Origin of the sequence: Agrobacterium sp. InxBP2 (assembly GCF_026191755.1) — a bacterium.
Classification (GTDB): Bacteria; Pseudomonadota; Alphaproteobacteria; order Rhizobiales; family Rhizobiaceae; genus Agrobacterium; species Agrobacterium pusense.
In genome coordinates, this window is the sequence record NZ_JAINDY010000021.1 from 64,730 (window position 1) to 82,786 (window position 18,057).

An 18,057-nucleotide genomic window follows, 5' to 3' on the forward strand; every position below is an offset into this window, starting at 1 on the left:
GAATAAACGTCAAGCTGTTTTTCTTGGCGAAATCGCACAAATCGAAGCGGAAAAGCGAATACAGGTTTGTGAAAATAATTTCATTATCGATCGACGGGAGGCGATCCATTATGACGGATGGACCATTTGCGGCAAACGCGTCGCAGCCCACATACACCGTCACGGACGGCGAAACGGTGACCGCCTGGATGGTGTCGGATCTTGTCGAAACATCGTTTCCGGGCACGCCGGCACCGGCGGAAGATCGGGTCAACTACCGCTTCATCAACGGTTTTGTCGATGTCGGCGACCTTCCCTGCCGCAAGGCCTTCCAGCAGACCATGATCGGCCGCAGCATAGCCCCCGATACCGGCTGGCCAGTCTCCCACCTCAACCTGCCCGGTTCCAATCGCCGCGTCGAATTCACCGGCTTCTGGCATGTTCCGACCCATGTGCAGCGCTGGCTGAAGGGCACATTTCGCAGCGAGACTGCACGGAAAGCGCATTTCCGGCTGCGAACCTGTGGCGGCGTTCGCATCTGGGTAGGCGGCATCGAGCAGGTCCGTTTCGAACCCTTTATCCGCAATGTCGAAAGCAGCCGTGACATCGCGCTCGATCTGGCGGCCGGTGACAACGAGGTCCTGCTACTCTGCGAGGATCTGGCGGAGCGAGACATCATCTGGTTCTTCGAACTTGAGGTTATTGATCCCGCGCCGCTCACCGTCGTGTTGCCGGTGCCGCTCGACCGGGAAGAGACGAAGCGCCTGGCCGCGCTGGTACGTGACGTGCACCCTGCCCGCGACGTGTTTTCTGGCAGCGCCCTCGAACTCGTCTTTGGCGCAGCGCCGGCAAGCGATCTGCCGGTGCACATCGCCGTCAAAAGCCATGGCCATGAGCGCGCCGCGCTTGCGGAAGTGGATACGGTGCTGAAAGCCGGGCAATCCTCACTGACGATCCCCGAAACAATAGGCATTGCCGACGGGTATCACGGCGTCAGGATCACCCTCGGATCGGGTTCCGGCACTGTCACCCGCGTCATCGACGCCGCCTTCATGCGTGATATCGCGCCGGAAGCATCCTCTAACGACATCAATGAACGGAAGAAGGCGGCGCTTTCCTTCAGCGCCCGTTTCGGCGCCTGGCGCATCGGCCGCGCGCTTGCCATGGTCGCCACCGGCAGCGATGACATCGAGACGATCGGCGGCATCATCGATGCAACGCTGCACTCCATAGACAGGCGCGAAGACTGCTCGGATTTCATCATGATCCCGCTGCTGTGGCTGGTGCGTGCTCATGGGGACCGGTTGCCTGCAGATATGCGGGCACAAATCGATGCTTCGATCCTTGGTTATCGTTACTGGGTGGACGAGCCGGGCAATGACGTCATGTGGTTCTGGAGTGAAAACCACGTCCTTTGCTTCCACACCAGCCAGTTGCTGGCCGGCGACTATCTGCCGGACGCCACCTTCACCGCGTCCGGCCGTAGCGGGCGCCAGCAGGCCGCGCTGGCAGCTGAGCGGCTGGCGCGCTGGTTCGACAGCGTCGAGGCGCATGGGTTGGCCGAGTGGAATTCGGCAGCCTACTACCCGGTGGACTTTATCGGCCTTCTTGCCATCGAACATTGGGCGGGGCCGGAACTTGCCGCCCGCGCCCGCCACCAGCTCGATCTCATTTTCGAAATGATCGCGTTGCACACACTGGGCGGCGTTCCCTCCGGTTCGCAGGGGCGGGCTTATGACAAGGAGCTGCGCGCCGGGCCGCTGACAGAACTGGCGCCTTTTGCGCAGGTTGCGTTCGGCAAGGGCTGGCTCAACAACGGCGTCGCCTCGCTGCCGATGTTCTGCTGCGGAAACTACCTGCCGCCGGCGCATCTTGCTGCCTTCTCCCAGCTGGAAAGCGGCCGTGTGGTCGAAGCGCGTTATGCGCAGGGGCTGGAGCCCGGCAAGCTCGTACTGTTCAAGAACGAGGCCGCCCAGCTGTCCGCCGTTGTCGATCACAAGACCGGCCGCAAGGGCCACCAGCAGCACGTCACTGATATCAAGCTTGCTGGCCACCCGATGGCGCGGCTCTGGGTCAATCACCCTGGTGAAGACGATCCGTGGGGCAGCCAGCGCCCGTCCTATTGGGCGGGAAGCGGCATCCTGCCGCGCGTAGCACACCACCGCGATCTGGCGATGCTGATCTTCGATACCGAAGATCACCGCAATAACTGGACCCACGCCTATCTCGGCCGAGACGGACTGGATGAAGTGCTGATTGAAGGCAACTGGCTCATCACCCGTTCCGGCCGAGGCTTTGCCGCCCTTTACGCGACGAACGGACTTGAACTCATCACCGCAGGCGCCACCACCAACCGTGAAATCAGATCACCCGGTCGCCTTGCCGGCTGGATCGGCGTTATTGGCTGCGGCGACGCGCAAGCCTTCGCCGGATTCCGTGAGAAAATTCTCGCCACACGGGTCACCTTCGATGCCGAAAGCCGGCTGCTCGCAGTGACGCCACCCGGCGGGCCAGAACTTACGCTCAACTGGGACGGCGCCTTCACCATCGGCGGACAGGCCATGGCCTTCGACCATGACCAGCCGCAACCAAATATTACCTTCGACAGCGCCGACCCAGCTTCGGGCAGCGCTGCAAAACCCTTCTACTCCTAAGCGGAATTGACAGATGAACCAGCCAAGCATGGAAAAAGACACTCTCAGGACGACCATCGACAATGTCGCCGCCGCCTTCAGCCGCCTCAAAGGCATTCAGGAAGGTCTGGTCAGCGGCAGTTCCGATGGCAAGATCCAGTTCGATGAATGGGATTGGGAGGTGGGTGTTGGCCTCTATGGTTTCCTACGCCGGGCGCTCGCCGCCAATGACCAGAAGGCATTGCATGACCTCGTGACATGGTACGGGTGGCAGATCGACCGTGGCCTGCCGCCGCGCCAGATCAACAGTTCCGCGCCGATGCTGCCACTCGTCATCCTGACAGAACATGTCGACCGGCCGGATTTCCGCGCGCTAGTTGAGGACTGGGCCGACTGGCTGGTGCATGAATTGCCAAAAACCGAAGATGGCGGTTTTCAGCATGTCGTGAAGGAACGGCTGAATGAGGGGGAGCTCTGGGACGACACGCTGTTCATGGCCTGTCTGTTCCTCGCCCGCGCCGGCGTTGTCTGCAAACGGCAGGACTGGATCGACGAGGCCGTCTACCAGTTCATGATCCATGCGCGCTATCTCTCCGACCCCGTCACAGGGCTCTGGTATCACGGCTGGACCTTCAACGGTCGCCACAATTTCGCGGACGCTTTCTGGGCGCGCGGCAATTCATGGATCACCGTCGCCATTCCCGAGCTTTTCGAACTAGTACCGACACTCTCTGGAAAGGACAAACGCTTCCTCGCCAATGTGCTTTCGAGCCAGGTGCGGTCGCTGAGAACATATCAACGTGAAGACGGCATGTTCCATACGCTGCTGGATGACCCGACCTCGCCGGTCGAGACATCGGCAACGGCTGGCATCGCCTATGGCATTCTGCGCGGCATCGAGGCCGGCATTCTCGGCGACGAGAACCGTCCGCATGCGGAACGTGCGCTGAAAGCGGTGCTCGGCAATATCGATGAGGAAGGCGTCGTTCACGGCGTCTCTGACGGCACGCCAATGGGCCACGATCTCGATTTCTACCGCCGCATCCCCAACCTGCCCACGCCCTACGGGCAGGCACTGACGATGCTGCTTCTGATCGACGTTTTTCTGAAAAGGCCAAAGGCATCGTGAGCATCATGAACATCAATCAGGACATCACAGTTGCGGCCAGTGGCCTCGATGCCACGGCGACCATCCAGCAGGCTATCGATGCCGCGTCATCAGCAGGCGGCGGCCGCGTTTCTCTCTCGGCCGGACGACATGTCAGCGCCGGTCTCCAGCTCAAAAGCGGCGTGGAACTGCACCTTGCACAAGACGCGGTACTCGCCCCCGTTTCCGATTACGAGGCTTACGCCCTCACCCGCGTTTCTGTGATTGCCGAAGACTCTGATCGCGGCATGATCATTGCAAGAGGCGCAAGCAACATCGCCGTCACGGGTCCGGGCCGTATCGAGGCCGGCGGTGAAAACTTCATCATTGGCGATGACACGGCCATGGGAACCTATATCCCGGCAAAAAAACGCCCGCGCGTGATGGTGCTGGAAGCCTGCCGTAATGTGCGCCTCGAAAACCTGCACGTCAGTGGCTCCCCCATGTGGACGCTGCATATGGTCAATTGCGAGGACCTTCATTTCCGCAATTTGCGCATCGAAAACGACCGCCGCCTGCCCAATACGGATGGCATCGTGCTGGATGCCTGCCGCCGCGCGCTGATCGAGGATTGCTTCATCTCGACTGCGGATGACGGCATCTGCCTCAAGACCAGTGCCGGGCCGGATGGCAAGGCAGTGGGCGTGTGCGCCAATATTGCGGTTCGCCGCTGCACCGTTTCCAGCATGAGCTGCGCGCTGAAGCTCGGCACCGAATCCTTCGGCGATTTCACTAATGTGGTGTTCGAAGATTGCAAGGTGGTGCAGTCAAATCGCGGCATGGGTCTTTTCTCCCGTGATGGCGGCGCCATGCGCAACATCCGCTTTTCACGCATCGAGGCCGAGTGCCATGAGACGCCGGGTGGTTTCTGGGGTTCTGGCGAAGCAGTGACAGTCACTGTCGTTGACCGCCGCCCCGAACGGCAGGCAGGCAGGGTGGACAATCTTGTTATCGAAGATTTGAGCGGTTCGATGGAGGGAGCGATCAACCTCGTCTCCACCTCGGCAGCCGGCATTCACAATGTCAGGCTTGCGCGCATCACGCTGGCGCAGGAGCCCGGCAAGCTCGGCACCGGCCTGCAATATGACCTGCGTCCCACCAATGCCGATATAGCGCCAAGCGCCGATGCGGCCGGCCGCGCCAATGCCTGGACCCAGGACGCACATGGCCGGATCGTCGGTATGGAGGATTATCCGGGCGGCATGCCCGCGATCTACCTTAAGGGCGTTCACGGTTTTTCGGCTGACGATGTCGCCATCAAAAGAGCAATGCCCTTGCCCGAGGGTTGGAACGACCACGAGATCGTCGCGACGGCGAGCTCGGTTGAAGGGAGCAGGTGATGGGAAGTCTGAAACTCGAAAACCTCAACAAGGCGTTCGGCGCCGTACATGTGCTGCATGATATCGATCTCCAGATCGAAAACGGCGAATTCGTCGTTTTCGTCGGCCCGTCGGGCTGCGGAAAATCGACGCTGCTGCGCATCATCGCCGGTCTTGAGGACGTCACATCAGGCAGCATCGCCATCGGAAATCGCGATGTCAGCGCACTGTCGCCGGCAGAACGCAAGATCGCCATGGTCTTCCAGTCCTACGCGCTTTATCCGCATATGAGCGTGCGCAAGAACCTCGCCTTCGGCCTGGAAAACCTGCGCTTCAAGCGGTCGGAAATCGAAAACCGCATCAACGAGGCGGCGCGTATGCTCGCCATCGAACCCTATCTCGACCGCAAGCCGAAACAGCTTTCCGGCGGCCAGCGCCAGCGCGTCGCCATCGGCCGTGCCATCGTGCGCGAGCCTGACATCTTCCTCTTCGACGAGCCGCTATCGAACCTCGATGCCGCACTGCGCGTGCAGACACGCGCCGAAATCACCCGGCTGCATCGCGATATCAAGACGACGATGATCTATGTCACCCACGATCAGGTGGAAGCCATGACCATGGCCGACAAGATCGTGGTGCTGCGCGCCGGGCGCATCGAACAGGTGGGCAGCCCGCTCGAGCTTTTCGACAATCCGCGCAACCTCTTCGTTGCCGGTTTCCTCGGTTCGCCGCGCATGAACATGCTGAAAGGCACCATCATCAAGCGCGACGACGGCACCATTTCCATCGATGCCGGCTATGGCGTGTCGCTCCCCTGCCTCGTCGATCCGGCAACCGTCAGCCCCGGACAGGCGGTTCTGGCGGGCATCCGACCCTCGCATTTCACCATCGCGGATGCCGGCCTGCCCTTCGAGGTGCAATACCACGAAAGCCTCGGCACCGAGACCTATCTCTACGGCAATATCAAGGGTGAGAAGGACCAGATCATCGTGCATCAGCCCGGCCATTTCGCGCCCGCCTCCGGCGCGGTGCTCAAAATCATGCCGGCACGTGAGAAGGTCCATGTCTTCGATCCCGCCACCGAACTGGCGCTGCCGCGCCTTGCGGGCGAAGGGAGGGGGTAGCATGGCCAATCCGACGCTTGCGAGACTGTCCGACCGTGCGCTCGACGCCGTGATGGCGATTGCCGAAGTGCCGCTCAACTTCATCGAGCGGCTGATCGGCAAAAGGCGCATGCCCTATATCTTCCTGATGCCGAACCTCGTTCTTTTTGGCATCTTCACCTTCCTGCCGATTGCGATTGCGGTCGGTTATGCCTTCACCGGCGGCACCGAACTTTTGATCACCGACCGCCCCTTTGTCGGTTTGGAGAATTTCGGCAAGCTGCTGGATTGCCAGAGCTATATGGACCCGGGAAGCTGCCGGGAATCGCTGTTCTGGACGGCAATCTGGAACACGCTTTGGTTTGTCGGTTTCAATGTCATCGCCACGTTGCTGGTCGCGCTCATAACCGCCCTCATCCTCAACAGGGCGATAGCCGCGCGCGGTTTCTTCCGCGCCATGTTCTTTTATCCCGTCCTGCTGTCGCCCGTCGTCATCGGCCTCATCTGGAAATGGTTTCTGGACCGCAACGGCCTGCTCAACGCCTTCTTCCAGATGCTGGGCGTGCCGCCGGAAATCTTCCTGCTGGATGTCGGCTGGTCGCGCTTTTTCGTGGTGGTCGTTTCGGTCTGGTTCCACATGGGCTTTTATACGCTGATCCTGCTCGCCGGCCTTCAGGCCATCCCGAAGGATCTCTACGAAGCCGCCGCCATCGATGCCGCCTCGCCCCGGCGCACGCTTTTGCGCATCACCCTGCCGCTTCTCGGCCCCAACCTGCTCGTCGTGCTCATCCTGTTGATGATCCGCTCGGTGCAGATATTTGATGAAGCCTGGGTTCTGACGAATGGCGGCGGGCCAGGCACGGCCAATACGTTTGTGGTGCAATATATCTACCAGATGGCCTTCGGCAGCGATCTCAGGCTGTTTGGCCTTGCCTCCGCCGCGTCGGTTTTGATGGGCCTTGTGCTTCTCGCACTGACGCTCGTGCAGCTGCGCCTTGGCAAAAAGATGGAGTCCTGACCATGTCCAATGCCGTCTCTTTCCTCACGCGCACCCGCCGTCCCGGCCGGATCGGCCTCACCGATATCCTCTCCTGGGTCTGGCTCATCGGCGGCACACTCGCTGTCCTCATCCCGGTTGTCTGGGCCGCAATGTCATCGCTGAAACCGGAAGCCGAGATCACGAGGTTTCCGCCAAGCCTCCTGCCGCGCGCTGCCGTGCAAGTGGAGGTTCAGGGCTACGACAGGCCGCTCAGCCTGTGGAAGGCCACCGTCGATGGCGCAGAGCGTGAGATGGCCATGGTCCGCCGCATCGGCCTCAAAGCCCAGATGGTGGACCCTGCCAATCCGGGCCCGCCAACAAGCGTCGATACACGGGAAATAACGCCGGTTCAGAAGCTGACCATCGCGACGGAGAACTTCACCGATCCGCTGACACAGTTCAGCTTCCTGACCTTCCTCAAGAACTCGGTCTTCGTCACCGTCGTCGCAACGGTCCTGACGCTGATCGTCAACGCCATGGCAGCCTTTGCGCTCTCCAAATACCGTTTCCGCGGCGAAAAGGCGATCTTCGTGCTGATCATCTCCACCCTGATGATCCCGCTCACCGTCGTGATGGTGCCGGCCTATCTCGTCATCGTCGGTGTCGGTCTCGTCGATAATCTCTGGGGCGTCATCATTCCCACCGTCGCAACGCCGACAGGCGTCTTTCTGCTCCGACAATATATGCTGACCATTCCCGATGAGCTGATCGAGGCGGCGCGTGTGGATGCCGCCAGCGAATTCCGCATCTTCTGGCGCATCATCCTGCCGCTGACGGCCCCGGCGCTCGCGGTTCTCGCCATATTCTCGGTTTTGTGGCGCTGGAACGACTTCCTCTGGCCGCTAATCGTTCTCAGCAGCCGTGAGAATTTCACGCTGCAGGTGGGGTTGAACGCCTTTCAGGGCGAGTTCTCGGTGCAATGGCACTATATCCTCGCCATGACCTTCCTCAGCCTGGCACCCGTCACGGTCGTGTTCCTGTTCCTGCAGCGCTACATCACGACAGGCATCGCCGGAACGGGAATGAAATAGCGGCTTCGCAGACATTCGCAACGAACGCCACACAAAGAAAAAGGGAGATGTTGTTGCAACATCTCCCTTCGTTCATTTGGTGACGCGATGATCAGTCGTCGGAGCCTATCGTATCGTAAGAGTCGCGCTCGCCGGCGATGATGGCGCGCTTGCCGACATGGTTGGCAGGTCCGACAATGCCTTCCTGCTCCATTCGCTCCACCAGCGAGGCGGCGCGGTTATAGCCCACCGAAAGGCGGCGCTGGATATAGGAGGTCGAGCACTTCTTGTCGCGCATCACGATTTTGACGGCCTTTTCATAGAGGTCATCGCTGTCGTCGTCGCCCATCGAGGTCTTGTCGAAGACAGCCGTATCCTCTTCCGCCTCTTCTTCCGCTTCCTCGGCATCTTCCGTGACCGTGCCCAGATATTCCGGACGACCCTGCGTCTTCAGATGCGCCACGACCTTTTCAACTTCCTCGTCGGACACGAAGGGGCCGTGAACACGGGCGATGCGGCCACCGCCCATCATGTGCAGCATGTCGCCCTGGCCGAGCAGATGCTCCGCCCCCTGCTCACCAAGAATGGTGCGGCTGTCGATCTTCGAGGTGACCTGGAAGGAGATGCGGGTCGGGAAATTGGCCTTGATAGTGCCCGTGATGACATCGACCGAGGGACGCTGGGTTGCCATGATGAGATGGATGCCGGCGGCGCGCGCCATCTGCGCCAGACGCTGGATCGCACCTTCGATCTCCTTGCCGGCGACCATCATCAGGTCGGCCATTTCATCGACGATGACAACGATATAAGGCATCGCCGTCAGGTCCATTTCCTCCTGTTCATAGACCGCTTCGCCAGTGGCGCGATCGAAGCCTGTCTGCACATTGCAGAACACCGTCTCGCCCTTGGCACGGGCAGCAGCGGCCCTGGCATTGTAACCATCAATATTGCGCACGCCGAGACGCGACATCTTGCGGTAGCGGTCTTCCATTTCGCGCACCGCCCACTTTAACGCCATCACCGCCTTTTTCGGATCGGTGACGACAGGCGTCAGGAGATGCGGAATACCGTCATAGACCGAGAGCTCGAGCATCTTCGGGTCGACCATGATCAGGCGGCATTCTTCCGGCTTCAGGCGGTAGAGCAGCGACAGGATCATGGTGTTGATGGCGACGGACTTGCCCGAACCGGTCGTGCCAGCGACCAGAAGGTGCGGCATCTTCGCAAGTTCGGCGATAACCGGTTCGCCGCCGATGGTCTTGCCGAGGCAAAGGGCAAGCTTCTGGCGTGTCTCGGCGTAATCCTGCGCCTCGATCAGTTCGCGCAGGTAAACCGTCTCGCGCACCGGGTTCGGCAGCTCGATGCCGATGACATTGCGGCCGGGCACGACGGCAACGCGAGCCGAGAGCGCCGACATGGAGCGCGCGATATCGTCAGAGAGACCGATGACACGCGAGGACTTGACGCCAGGGGCGGGCTCGAATTCATAGAGCGTGACGACAGGACCAGGACGGACATCGATGATCTCACCCTTGATGCCGAAATCCTCCAGCACGCTTTCGAGTAGACCGGCGCTCTGTTCCAGGGCTTCCGGTGTCATGGTCGTGGTCTGCTGGACGCGGGCTTCCTGCAGGAGGTCAATCGAAGGATACTCATATTCCCCATCGGCGAAGACAGGTGCTTCACGGAACATGGGCTGAGAAGACGGGATAGGCGCTCGCGGCGTAAAACGCGGCTCGGCAACGATCCTTTCGACCGGCTGAATCTGCTCTGCAAGCTGCTGCGGCGCGACAGCCATGGCAGCTTCCGCTATCGGCTGCGACGCGAACTCCTGTTCGGCAGCCACGCCGGCGGCTGGAATGAATGCCTGCCGTACGCCAATTTCCCGATAGAGCCGGATGGCGGAGCCACCGGGTACGGTGACGACAGGTGGCTCGGTCGAAAGGACAACCGGGGCGGCTGCGGGCGAGACGGGAGCGACAGCCACTGCGGATGAAGGCGCTGTCAGAACGGTGTTTACAGGCGCCGGAGCTGCGGGCGCGGAAACGGAAAATGCGCTCCGCACCTCGGCGGTAAGAGCTTCAGCCGCATCGCCGGGCAGATCAAGCGTCATCACTTCCCAGAACAGCTCATCCGGCAGATGGGCGGCAAAGGCGGGAATGGAAGTCTGCGTCTCAGCTTCCGGCTGCGCGGCAGGTTGCGGCTCAATCGTCTGCGGCGCTGCGGGTTCCGCATCGGGCGCGGCAGACGTCGATGAAGATGGATCCCGCACGGCTGCGGCAGCCTCTTCCGCCTGTTTACGGGCAAGCTCCAGCCGCAATTTGTAAGTCAAGGCGCGAGCACCGCGGGCGTCGGGCGGCTGCGGCAGAAACGGCATGCGCGGCGGCGCCATGCGTTGCTCGGCCGGCTTCGCGGCGGGCTGGGGTGCCGGCGCATCCTGGCGAACCGCCGTCTCGGGCTCTGCGGCAGCCGGTACGGAGGCAGCGGGCGCCTCCTCGTCCGGGATATTCGGCGTCTCCACCGGCATACGCCGGTTAAAGACGCTCTCCGGCGTGCGGGTAAAGCGGACATTCGGGCCAAGCACGAAGGCATTCTGCCAGCCGGGCATCTCGGCACGGCCTTCGATGGCATCGGCTGCGATCACGTCAGCGTTCTGCCGCGGCGCTGCACCTGCAGCTGTCACGATCGTCCGCTGCCCCGCAGGCGTCTGGACACCGGCATGACGGGCGTTTTCGCTCCCCTCCCCTACGCTATTGGACGAATTCTGAAATCTGGATCGGGAGAAGCTCATGGCAGCGTGCACACTCATCATAAACGTACATATTTCGGTCTCCTTGAAATAAAAAATAAAGGTTAATTACCCCTTTCCAAACGGGGTCGTACCGACGGATTTTCAAACGCTCCACAGGTTCGCAGCGCCATCCGCTGCCTCGCAAAACACATATCAAACGCTTGGTTTCATTCGGTTATGTCGAGTTTTCCGCCGCGAATTCGCCGCTGATGGCGGACTGGAGAACCGAATTTTCCGAGACGGGGCATATTGTTTCCGCAAAGCTCTCCGCAACGTAAAATCATTGCTGTAAAGGGCGCGAATTAACGTGGACACTGCCGAGGTTGCAGCCTTAAGATCGGCGCGCCGCGGGCCAAGCGGAAAAGCCCGCCTCGCCCTCATTCCGGAGTGAAATTCATGTCGCCTGTCCAGCTTTCCCGCCGCTCGCTTCTCAAGACCTCGCTCGCGCTGGCCGCAACCACGGGATTGGCGGGAATTACCGTCGCACAGGAGAAATCCGGCGGGCGACTGATCGTCGCCGCCGATTCGGAACCGAAAAACCTCAATCCGGCCATCGTTGCCTCCAACGGCGTGTTTTACATCGCCAGCAAGATCGTCGAGCCCCTGGCCGAGGCCTCCTTCAACGGCACCGATGGGCTGGAGCCACGACTTGCGACGGAATGGCAGGGAGCCGATGACGGGCTCAGCGCCACCTTCAAGCTGCGCGAGGGTGTGACATGGCATGACGGCAAGCCATTCACCTCGGCGGACGTTGCGTTTTCGGCGCTTTCCGTCTGGAAACCGCTGCAAAATCTCGGGCGGCTGGTCTTTGCCAATCTCCAGACGGTGGAAACGCCTGATGACCACACGGCGATTTTCCGCTTTTCCAAACCCACGCCGTTCCAGCTCATCCGCAATGCGCTGCCGGTGGTTACCAGCGTCGTGCCGAAACACCTCTATGAAGGTACCGACATCGCCACAAATCCGGCCAATACCAAACCGGTGGGCACTGGGCCTTTTGTCTTTTCCGAATATAAACCTGGCGAATATTACCGCCTGACGCGGAACCCGAACTATTGGGGCAAAGGTCAGCCGCAGCTCGAGGAAATCATCTATCGCGTCCTTCCCGATCGGGCCGGCGCGGCCTCTGCGCTGGAGGCCGAAGAAATCCAGCTTGCCGCGTTTTCAGCCGTGCCGCTAGCCGATCTCGCCCGCATCGCCAAGGAGCCCGGCATAAAGGTTATTGCGGATGGCTATGAGGCACTGACCTATCAGCTGGTGGTGGAAATCAACCATCGCCGCAAGGAACTGGCGGATCTCAAGGTCAGAAAGGCGATCGCGCACGCCATCGACAGGAAATTCGTCATCGACAAGGTCTTTCTCGGTTACGCCACTGCATCGACCGGCCCCGTACCGAAGAATGCGCCGGAATTTTACACGAATGACGTTGAGACCTATGATTTCGACGTCGCCAAGGCCAACGCTCTTCTGGATGAGGCGGGTTATCCGCGTGGTGCGAATGGAACACGTCTTTCGCTGAAGCTTCTGCCCGCGCCCTACTTCAATGAGACCCGCCAGTTCGGTTCTTATCTGCGGCAGGCGCTTCAGGAAATCGGGATTGATGCAGAACTGGTGAACAATGACGCCGCGGCGCACCAGAAGGCCGTTTACACCGACCACGCCTTCGATCTCGCCATCGCCCCGCCGGTGTTCCGCGGTGATCCCGCAATATCGACCACGATTCTGGTCCGTTCCGGCATTCCGGCCGGCGTCGGCTTCTCCAATCAGGGCGGCTACGAGAACAAGACGCTGGACGAATTGATCGACAAGGCGGCGATAACAGTGGATGCCGCCGCGCGCACGGCGCTTTACAAGGACTTCCAGAAGCAGGTCACGGCCGATCTGCCGCTGATCAACGTCGCCGAGTGGGGTTTCATCACTGTGGCGCGCGATACGGTCAAACATGTCGCCAGTAATCCTCGGTGGGCGGTGTCCAACTGGGCGGATACGGCGGTGGATACCTGAGGCAACACCGTGAGACGTGCGGCGAAATTGCTGCGGCGAAGGGCATTCACCGCCATTCCGGTGCTGCTGATCGTGCTCGTCTTCACCTTCCTGCTGCTTGAAAACGCATCGGGTGACGCGGTCGACGCCTATCTCGTTTCCATCGGCGGCGGCGATGCCGGGCTGCGCGATGCGCTGCGTGAACAATATGGTCTGAACGGCTCCGTGCTGGCCCGTTTCTGGCTCTATGCGAGTTCGGTGCTGCGGCTTGATCTCGGCTGGTCGCTTGCCTTCGACCGGCCTGTGCTGGGGCTGATCCTGGAAAGGCTGCCGAACACGCTTCTTCTGATGGGCAGTGCGACAACGCTTGCCTTCATCCTCGGCACAGCACTCGGCATCGTGGCGGGCGCGCGTCCGGACGGGGCGACAGACCGCGCGCTTTCCACACTCTCACTCGCGCTTTACGCCACGCCCGGCTTCTGGCTTGGGCTCGTGCTCGCCATCGTCTTCGCGGTGAAATTCAGATGGCTGCCTACCTCCGGCATCGAAACCATCGCTTCGGGCAAGCACGGCATGGCGAGGGCGATGGATATCGGCCGCCATCTCGTACTGCCGGTCGCCAGTCTCGGGCTGATCTATCTGGCGCTTTTCCTGCGCGTGATGCGCACCGCCATGGCGGCGATCTGGCCGCTGGATTTCGTGCTCTTTGCCCAGTCCAAGGGGCTTTCAAAACGACGGATCGTGCTGCGCCACGTCGCCCGCAACGCCGCCCTGCCGCTTGTCACCGTGCTTGGCCTGCAGGCGGCCACCATGCTGGGCGGCAGCGTGGTCATCGAAAGCGTTTTTGCCATTCCCGGTTTTGGTCGGCTGGCGCAGGAGGCCGTCACTGGCCGAGACGCCCCGTTGTTGATGGGCATCATCCTGACGAGCGCGGTTTTTGTCATCCTGGTCAACCTCTCCGTCGACATTGTCCATTCCGTGCTCGATCCGCGCATTGGCAGCGGGGAACAAGGCGCATGAGTTTCGCTTTCCGGCTCCTGCGCAGTTTCGAAGGCATGACGGGAACCGTCATACTGGTGCTGCTTTCCCTGACGGCGCTTGCCGCACCCGCCGTCTTTCCAGGTGACCCGCTGGCTATCGTTGGCGAACCGCTGATTACACCTTTTACGGATGCGGCCCTACCGCTCGGCACCGATCGGCTGGGCCGCAACGTGCTGGCCGAGCTCGCCCATGGTGCGCAGGCCTCCCTGCTCGTCGGCATAGGCGCCGCCACGGCCGCGCTGATTATCGGCACCGTCATCGGCACCATTGCCGGATTTGCCGGCGGCGTTGTGGACGAAGCATTGATGCGCGTCACCGACGCCTTCCAGATCGTCCCGAACTTCCTGCTAGCGCTCGCCTTCGTCAGTACAATCGGGCCCTCCATGCCGATTGTCATACTCGCCATTGCGCTTGGCGCATGGGCGGATCCGGCGCGGTTGATGCGGGCGCAGGTCTTGAGCATCCGCGAGCGCGATTATGTTCAGTCCGCCCGCGCCATCGGCATGCACCCGCTTGAGATCGCATTCAGGCAGATCCTGCCAAATGCCCTGCCGCCGGTCATGGCGCTTGCCGCCATCATCGTCGCCGCGGCCATTTTGACCGAAGCCGCCCTATCCTTCCTAGGGCTCGGCGATCCCAATATCGTTACCTGGGGTTCGATGATCGCAGAAGGACGCAATGTCCTTCGCTCGGCCGCGTTTCTGTCGGTCATTCCCGGCATCGGCCTTCTGGTTACGGTTCTCGGCGTTTATCTTCTTGGTGAAGGCATCAACAAGGCGATGGCGACAGGGAGGCGAGCGCCATGAGCGGAAATGCACTGTGCCGGATCGACGACCTCAGCGTTTGGTATGCGGCAAGAGATGCGCCGGCGTTGCAGAATGTCTCGCTGACGATCCGGCAAGGCCAGAGGCTGGCGATCATCGGCGAAAGCGGCTCGGGGAAATCGACGCTCGGCAAGGCGATTGCGGGGCTTCTTCCCGGACATGCGAAGGTTTCCGGTGATATTTCGTGGAGTCGCGACAGCCTGTTCCACGGCAGGCCGCTGCCAGGGCGGGATATCGGCACGATCTTTCAGGACACCGGCGCAACGCTGAATCCGGTTCTCGCCATCGGCGAACAGGTGGCGGAAGGGGCTGTCCGGCATCTAGGCCTCTCATGGCGGCAAGCGCGCGATCTTGCCCGCGATCTTCTGGAGCGGGTTCGGCTGCCGCACCCTTCCCACCTCGTCCGGGCCTATCCGCACCAGCTCTCCGGCGGCCAGAGGCAACGCGTGACGATTGCCGCCGCCATTGCAGCCAGTCCTTCAATCCTGATTGCCGATGAAGCCACGAGCGCGCTCGATACGGTTAGCCAGGCCGCCATCGCCACGCTGCTCGACGATCTGGTGCGGCAGGAAAACAAGACGCTGGTCTTCATCACCCATGATATCGGCCTTGCATCCAGCCTTGCCGACGAGATTGCCGTTCTGCGCGCGGGATTGCTGGTGGAACATGGCCCGACGAGGCGGGTGCTGTCCGCACCCGTCCATGACTATACGCGTGCGCTGCTTGCCGATTACCTCGATCTGTCCACGCCGCCGCTGGTCAGCGAGGCCGCGTCATGAACGATGCCCTGCTCACCGTCGACGGCTTGTCCAAGACCTACCGCACCGGCGCAAGAAGGGTGGCGGCGCTCTCCGACATCTCTTTTTCGCTTCGGCCCGGTGAGACGCTGGGACTTGCCGGTCCCTCCGGCTGCGGAAAATCCACGCTTGCGCGCATTCTCATGCGATTGATCCCGGCCGACGAAGGCACGATCCTTTTCAGAGGCCACAATTGGCTGACACTGGACGGCGGCAAGCTTCGCGCCGCCCGCCAGCACATGCAGATGGTGTTTCAAGATACGCATGGCGCTTTCAATCCACGCGCCAGCGTCGAAGATGCCATCGGCGAACCGTTGCGCATTCATCGCACAGTCGCAAGACGCGAGCGTGCGGCGGAAGTCCGCCGCCTTCTCGACCGCGTTGGCCTGCCCGCCAGCTATTCCGGCCGCTCGGTCTTCGAGCTTTCCGGCGGCCAAAGGCAGCGCGTCGCGATCGCACGGGCGATTGCGCTCAAGCCGTCACTTCTCATCCTGGACGAAGCCGTCTCCGCGCTCGATGTTTCGGTTCGCCGGCAAATCCTTAAACTGCTGGTGGAAATACAGCGCGAGACGGCTGTTTCCTGTATTTTCGTCTCCCATGATCTCGCGGTCATTCGCGCCGTCTGCCACCGCGTCGCTATCATGGAAGCAGGAAGGATCGTTGAAATCGGCCCGACAGGAAATATCGTCTCGGCGCCGCAATCCTCGACCGCCAGAACCCTGATCGACGCCGCACCGCGCCTGACCATCACCACGTAAGGAAAAGACATGCCCGCTCCGGATTATGCATTGCTGCTCGACCCACCCGCTTTTCCTGCCGAGCGTTATGCTGCCCTTGCCGACCGGCTGGCCGCGCTGATGAGCACAAGCAACGACGTGCTGCTGATACAGGCGGAAGCCGTGCTGGCGCTCGAAGCCGCAGCCACCAGCCTTGCGCGACCGGGCCTGAAAGCGCTCAACATTGTCACCAGCCCTTATGGTACGTGGTTTGGCGGCTGGCTGGAAAAGGGCGGCGCGACCGTGCGCAATCTGACCGCCAGCCCGGCAAGGCCGGTCACCCTGGAGGAAGTGGAACGGGCGCTGGACGAAGGGCCGGATTTCGACCTTCTCGCCATCGTCCACGCGGAATCGGCAAGCGGCATCCTCAACCCCCTGCCCGCCATCGCCGCGCTCGCCCGGGAACGGAGCATCGTGACCCTTGTGGATGCCGTCGCGTCCATTGGCGGACATGCTTTCGACGTCGACCGTTTAGGTATCGATATCGCCGTCATCGGCCCGCAAAAGGCGCTGGCCGGCCCGGCCGGCATTTCCGCCATTTCCGTCAGCGAAAGGGCCTGGGCGCTTCTTTCGCATGACGGCGCTCCTGACAACTCCATGCTCTCGCTTATGGACCAGAAAAAACTCTGGCTCGATGCCGGTCGCGGCGCACTGCCCGGAACGCCCGCCCCGCTGGAGTTTTACGCGCTGGAGGCCGCCCTCGACAGGATCGAGTCAGAAGGGCTGGCATCCGCCAATCGACGCCACAAAACGGCAGCGACGGCCACCCGAAACGGCCTCAGGGCGCTTGGCATTCCAACCTGGGTGGAAGAGGCGCACGCTTCCGCCCTCGTCTCCACGGCGATCCTGCCTGATACCCTCGAAGCCAGGGCATTCCTCGCGGCTGTGTCCCAGAAGCAAGGCGCGGACATTTCCGGTGGCGTCGGCCCCGGCGCGGAACGGTTGATCAGGCTTAATCACACCGGTCGGAGAGCGCATCGGGATGCCGTGAAAGCCAATATCCTGGCCTTCTCCGGCGCCCTGAAAAGCCTCGGCCACGCTGCAAATACCGATTTCGCGCTGGAAGCCGCAGAAAAAACCTATTTAGACGCACCTGCGGATGGCGTTTAACGGTGTCGAAGAACATTCATTGCGCAAAATCCGCTCGCGATGGAACGCCGCTCACGACATTGTTGTTAAAAATGGTAGACAAATTCCTCCGCCAATCTTGACGAAATCATGGCAACGCGCGAAACTTAACGCTACGTTAACTCGCGTGAAGAAGGGAAACGGCCATGGTAGCAGGGTTCAACATGCTCTCCTTTGACCTCTTTGGCATCGGCCGAAGGATGCCCGTCGTCAATGAGCGGGTGGAGACCGAGTTTCAGGACAAAACACCGCGCAGACCCGACGACGAATCGCATGATGACGATCGCGATCAGGAATATGAACTGTTTTTCTGGTCGCTTTACCCGGTGATCTGAGCGTCTGCCGCACGCTCCAAGCCATCGACACATTGACCCTCCGTGGCCTCATGATGGGGGGCGCGGGGCGCATGATAGCGTTGGTCGGTCCATAGACCTCAATATTTCTAGTTTACCGTTAAAAGAAACGAAAGCGGCCCCCAGGTTGTCCT

14 protein-coding genes are annotated in these 18,057 nt (G+C 61.2%); 13 read left to right on the forward strand and 1 reads right to left on the reverse strand.

Going from position 1 to position 18,057, the window contains the following annotated elements:
* Nucleotides 1-110: 110 nt before the first annotated feature.
* Genes K7A42_RS04265 through K7A42_RS04290 form a run of 6 tightly spaced genes read left to right on the forward strand, consistent with a single transcriptional unit; the run spans nucleotide 111 to nucleotide 8,251 of the window.
* Nucleotides 111-2,633, forward strand: a complete 2,523-nt coding sequence (locus K7A42_RS04265) for a hypothetical protein (protein ID WP_174151550.1) — start codon at nucleotides 111-113, stop codon at nucleotides 2,631-2,633.
* 13 nt (nucleotides 2,634-2,646) lie between these two features.
* Entirely contained in the window at nucleotides 2,647-3,741 is a 1,095-nt protein-coding gene (locus K7A42_RS04270) for a glycoside hydrolase family 88 protein (RefSeq protein WP_174151551.1), read from the forward strand.
* A gap of 5 nt (nucleotides 3,742-3,746) precedes the next feature.
* On the forward strand, nucleotides 3,747-5,099 hold the full coding sequence (locus tag K7A42_RS04275) for a glycoside hydrolase family 28 protein (protein ID WP_282454890.1): 1,353 nt from the start codon (nucleotides 3,747-3,749) through the stop codon (nucleotides 5,097-5,099).
* A complete protein-coding gene (locus K7A42_RS04280) occupies nucleotides 5,099-6,202 on the forward strand; it encodes an ABC transporter ATP-binding protein (RefSeq protein ID WP_282454891.1) in 1,104 nt (367 codons plus the stop codon). Before K7A42_RS04275 ends, K7A42_RS04280 begins: the two co-directional genes overlap by 1 nt.
* Nucleotide 6,203: 1 nt before the next feature.
* Entirely contained in the window at nucleotides 6,204-7,199 is a 996-nt protein-coding gene (locus K7A42_RS04285) for a carbohydrate ABC transporter permease (RefSeq protein ID WP_034498130.1), read from the forward strand.
* Between the two features lie 2 nt (nucleotides 7,200-7,201).
* Complete coding sequence (locus tag K7A42_RS04290) at nucleotides 7,202-8,251, forward strand: carbohydrate ABC transporter permease (RefSeq protein ID WP_006697261.1); 1,050 nt, start codon at nucleotides 7,202-7,204, stop codon at nucleotides 8,249-8,251.
* Nucleotides 8,252-8,342: 91 nt separating this feature from the next.
* On the opposite strand, the gene K7A42_RS04295 is transcribed toward K7A42_RS04290, so the two are convergent.
* Nucleotides 8,343-11,042 carry a DNA translocase FtsK gene (locus tag K7A42_RS04295; protein WP_174151554.1) on the reverse strand — a complete coding sequence of 900 codons (2,700 nt, stop codon included), beginning with the start codon at nucleotides 11,040-11,042 and terminating at the stop codon, nucleotides 8,343-8,345.
* A gap of 375 nt (nucleotides 11,043-11,417) precedes the next feature.
* On the opposite strand from K7A42_RS04295, the gene K7A42_RS04300 reads away from it, so the two are divergent.
* The 7 genes from K7A42_RS04300 (at nucleotide 11,418) to K7A42_RS04330 (ending at nucleotide 17,905) form a co-directional block, all read left to right on the forward strand.
* A complete protein-coding gene (locus K7A42_RS04300) occupies nucleotides 11,418-13,025 on the forward strand; it encodes an ABC transporter substrate-binding protein (RefSeq protein WP_174151555.1) in 1,608 nt (535 codons plus the stop codon).
* A 9-nt stretch (nucleotides 13,026-13,034) separates the two neighbouring features.
* Nucleotides 13,035-14,024 carry an ABC transporter permease gene (locus K7A42_RS04305; protein ID WP_077986375.1) on the forward strand — a complete coding sequence of 330 codons (990 nt, stop codon included), beginning with the start codon at nucleotides 13,035-13,037 and terminating at the stop codon, nucleotides 14,022-14,024.
* Complete coding sequence (locus tag K7A42_RS04310) at nucleotides 14,021-14,851, forward strand: ABC transporter permease (protein WP_006697257.1); 831 nt, start codon at nucleotides 14,021-14,023, stop codon at nucleotides 14,849-14,851. The genes K7A42_RS04305 and K7A42_RS04310 overlap by 4 nt, the downstream gene beginning before the upstream one ends.
* A complete protein-coding gene (locus K7A42_RS04315; protein WP_282454892.1) occupies nucleotides 14,848-15,648 on the forward strand; it encodes an ABC transporter ATP-binding protein in 801 nt (266 codons plus the stop codon). The genes K7A42_RS04310 and K7A42_RS04315 overlap by 4 nt, the downstream gene beginning before the upstream one ends.
* Nucleotides 15,645-16,424: an ABC transporter ATP-binding protein gene (locus K7A42_RS04320; RefSeq protein WP_006697255.1), complete on the forward strand. Its 780-nt coding sequence runs from the start codon at nucleotides 15,645-15,647 to the stop codon at nucleotides 16,422-16,424. Before K7A42_RS04315 ends, K7A42_RS04320 begins: the two co-directional genes overlap by 4 nt.
* Nucleotides 16,425-16,433: 9 nt before the next feature.
* Entirely contained in the window at nucleotides 16,434-17,552 is a 1,119-nt protein-coding gene (locus K7A42_RS04325; RefSeq protein WP_282454893.1) for a pyridoxal-phosphate-dependent aminotransferase family protein, read from the forward strand.
* Between the two features lie 164 nt (nucleotides 17,553-17,716).
* A complete protein-coding gene (locus tag K7A42_RS04330) occupies nucleotides 17,717-17,905 on the forward strand; it encodes a hypothetical protein (protein WP_003506556.1) in 189 nt (62 codons plus the stop codon).
* The last annotated feature ends 152 nt before the right edge of the window (nucleotides 17,906-18,057 follow it).

Bases quoted from the DNA above. Each gene is read 5' to 3' on its own strand.
- K7A42_RS04265 (WP_174151550.1), top strand. From the start codon at position 111: ATGACGGATGGACCATTTGCGGCAAACGCGTCGCAGCCCACATACACC.
- K7A42_RS04270 (WP_174151551.1), top strand. From the start codon at position 2,647: ATGAACCAGCCAAGCATGGAAAAAGACACTCTCAGGACGACCATCGAC.
- K7A42_RS04275 (WP_282454890.1), top strand. From the start codon at position 3,747: ATGAACATCAATCAGGACATCACAGTTGCGGCCAGTGGCCTCGATGCC.
- K7A42_RS04280 (WP_282454891.1), top strand. From the start codon at position 5,099: ATGGGAAGTCTGAAACTCGAAAACCTCAACAAGGCGTTCGGCGCCGTA.
- K7A42_RS04285 (WP_034498130.1), top strand. From the start codon at position 6,204: ATGGCCAATCCGACGCTTGCGAGACTGTCCGACCGTGCGCTCGACGCC.
- K7A42_RS04290 (WP_006697261.1), top strand. From the start codon at position 7,202: ATGTCCAATGCCGTCTCTTTCCTCACGCGCACCCGCCGTCCCGGCCGG.
- K7A42_RS04295 (WP_174151554.1), bottom strand. From the start codon at position 11,042: ATGATGAGTGTGCACGCTGCCATGAGCTTCTCCCGATCCAGATTTCAG.
- K7A42_RS04300 (WP_174151555.1), top strand. From the start codon at position 11,418: ATGTCGCCTGTCCAGCTTTCCCGCCGCTCGCTTCTCAAGACCTCGCTC.
- K7A42_RS04310 (WP_006697257.1), top strand. From the start codon at position 14,021: ATGAGTTTCGCTTTCCGGCTCCTGCGCAGTTTCGAAGGCATGACGGGA.
- K7A42_RS04315 (WP_282454892.1), top strand. From the start codon at position 14,848: ATGAGCGGAAATGCACTGTGCCGGATCGACGACCTCAGCGTTTGGTAT.
- K7A42_RS04320 (WP_006697255.1), top strand. From the start codon at position 15,645: ATGAACGATGCCCTGCTCACCGTCGACGGCTTGTCCAAGACCTACCGC.
- K7A42_RS04325 (WP_282454893.1), top strand. From the start codon at position 16,434: ATGCCCGCTCCGGATTATGCATTGCTGCTCGACCCACCCGCTTTTCCT.
- K7A42_RS04330 (WP_003506556.1), top strand. From the start codon at position 17,717: ATGGTAGCAGGGTTCAACATGCTCTCCTTTGACCTCTTTGGCATCGGC.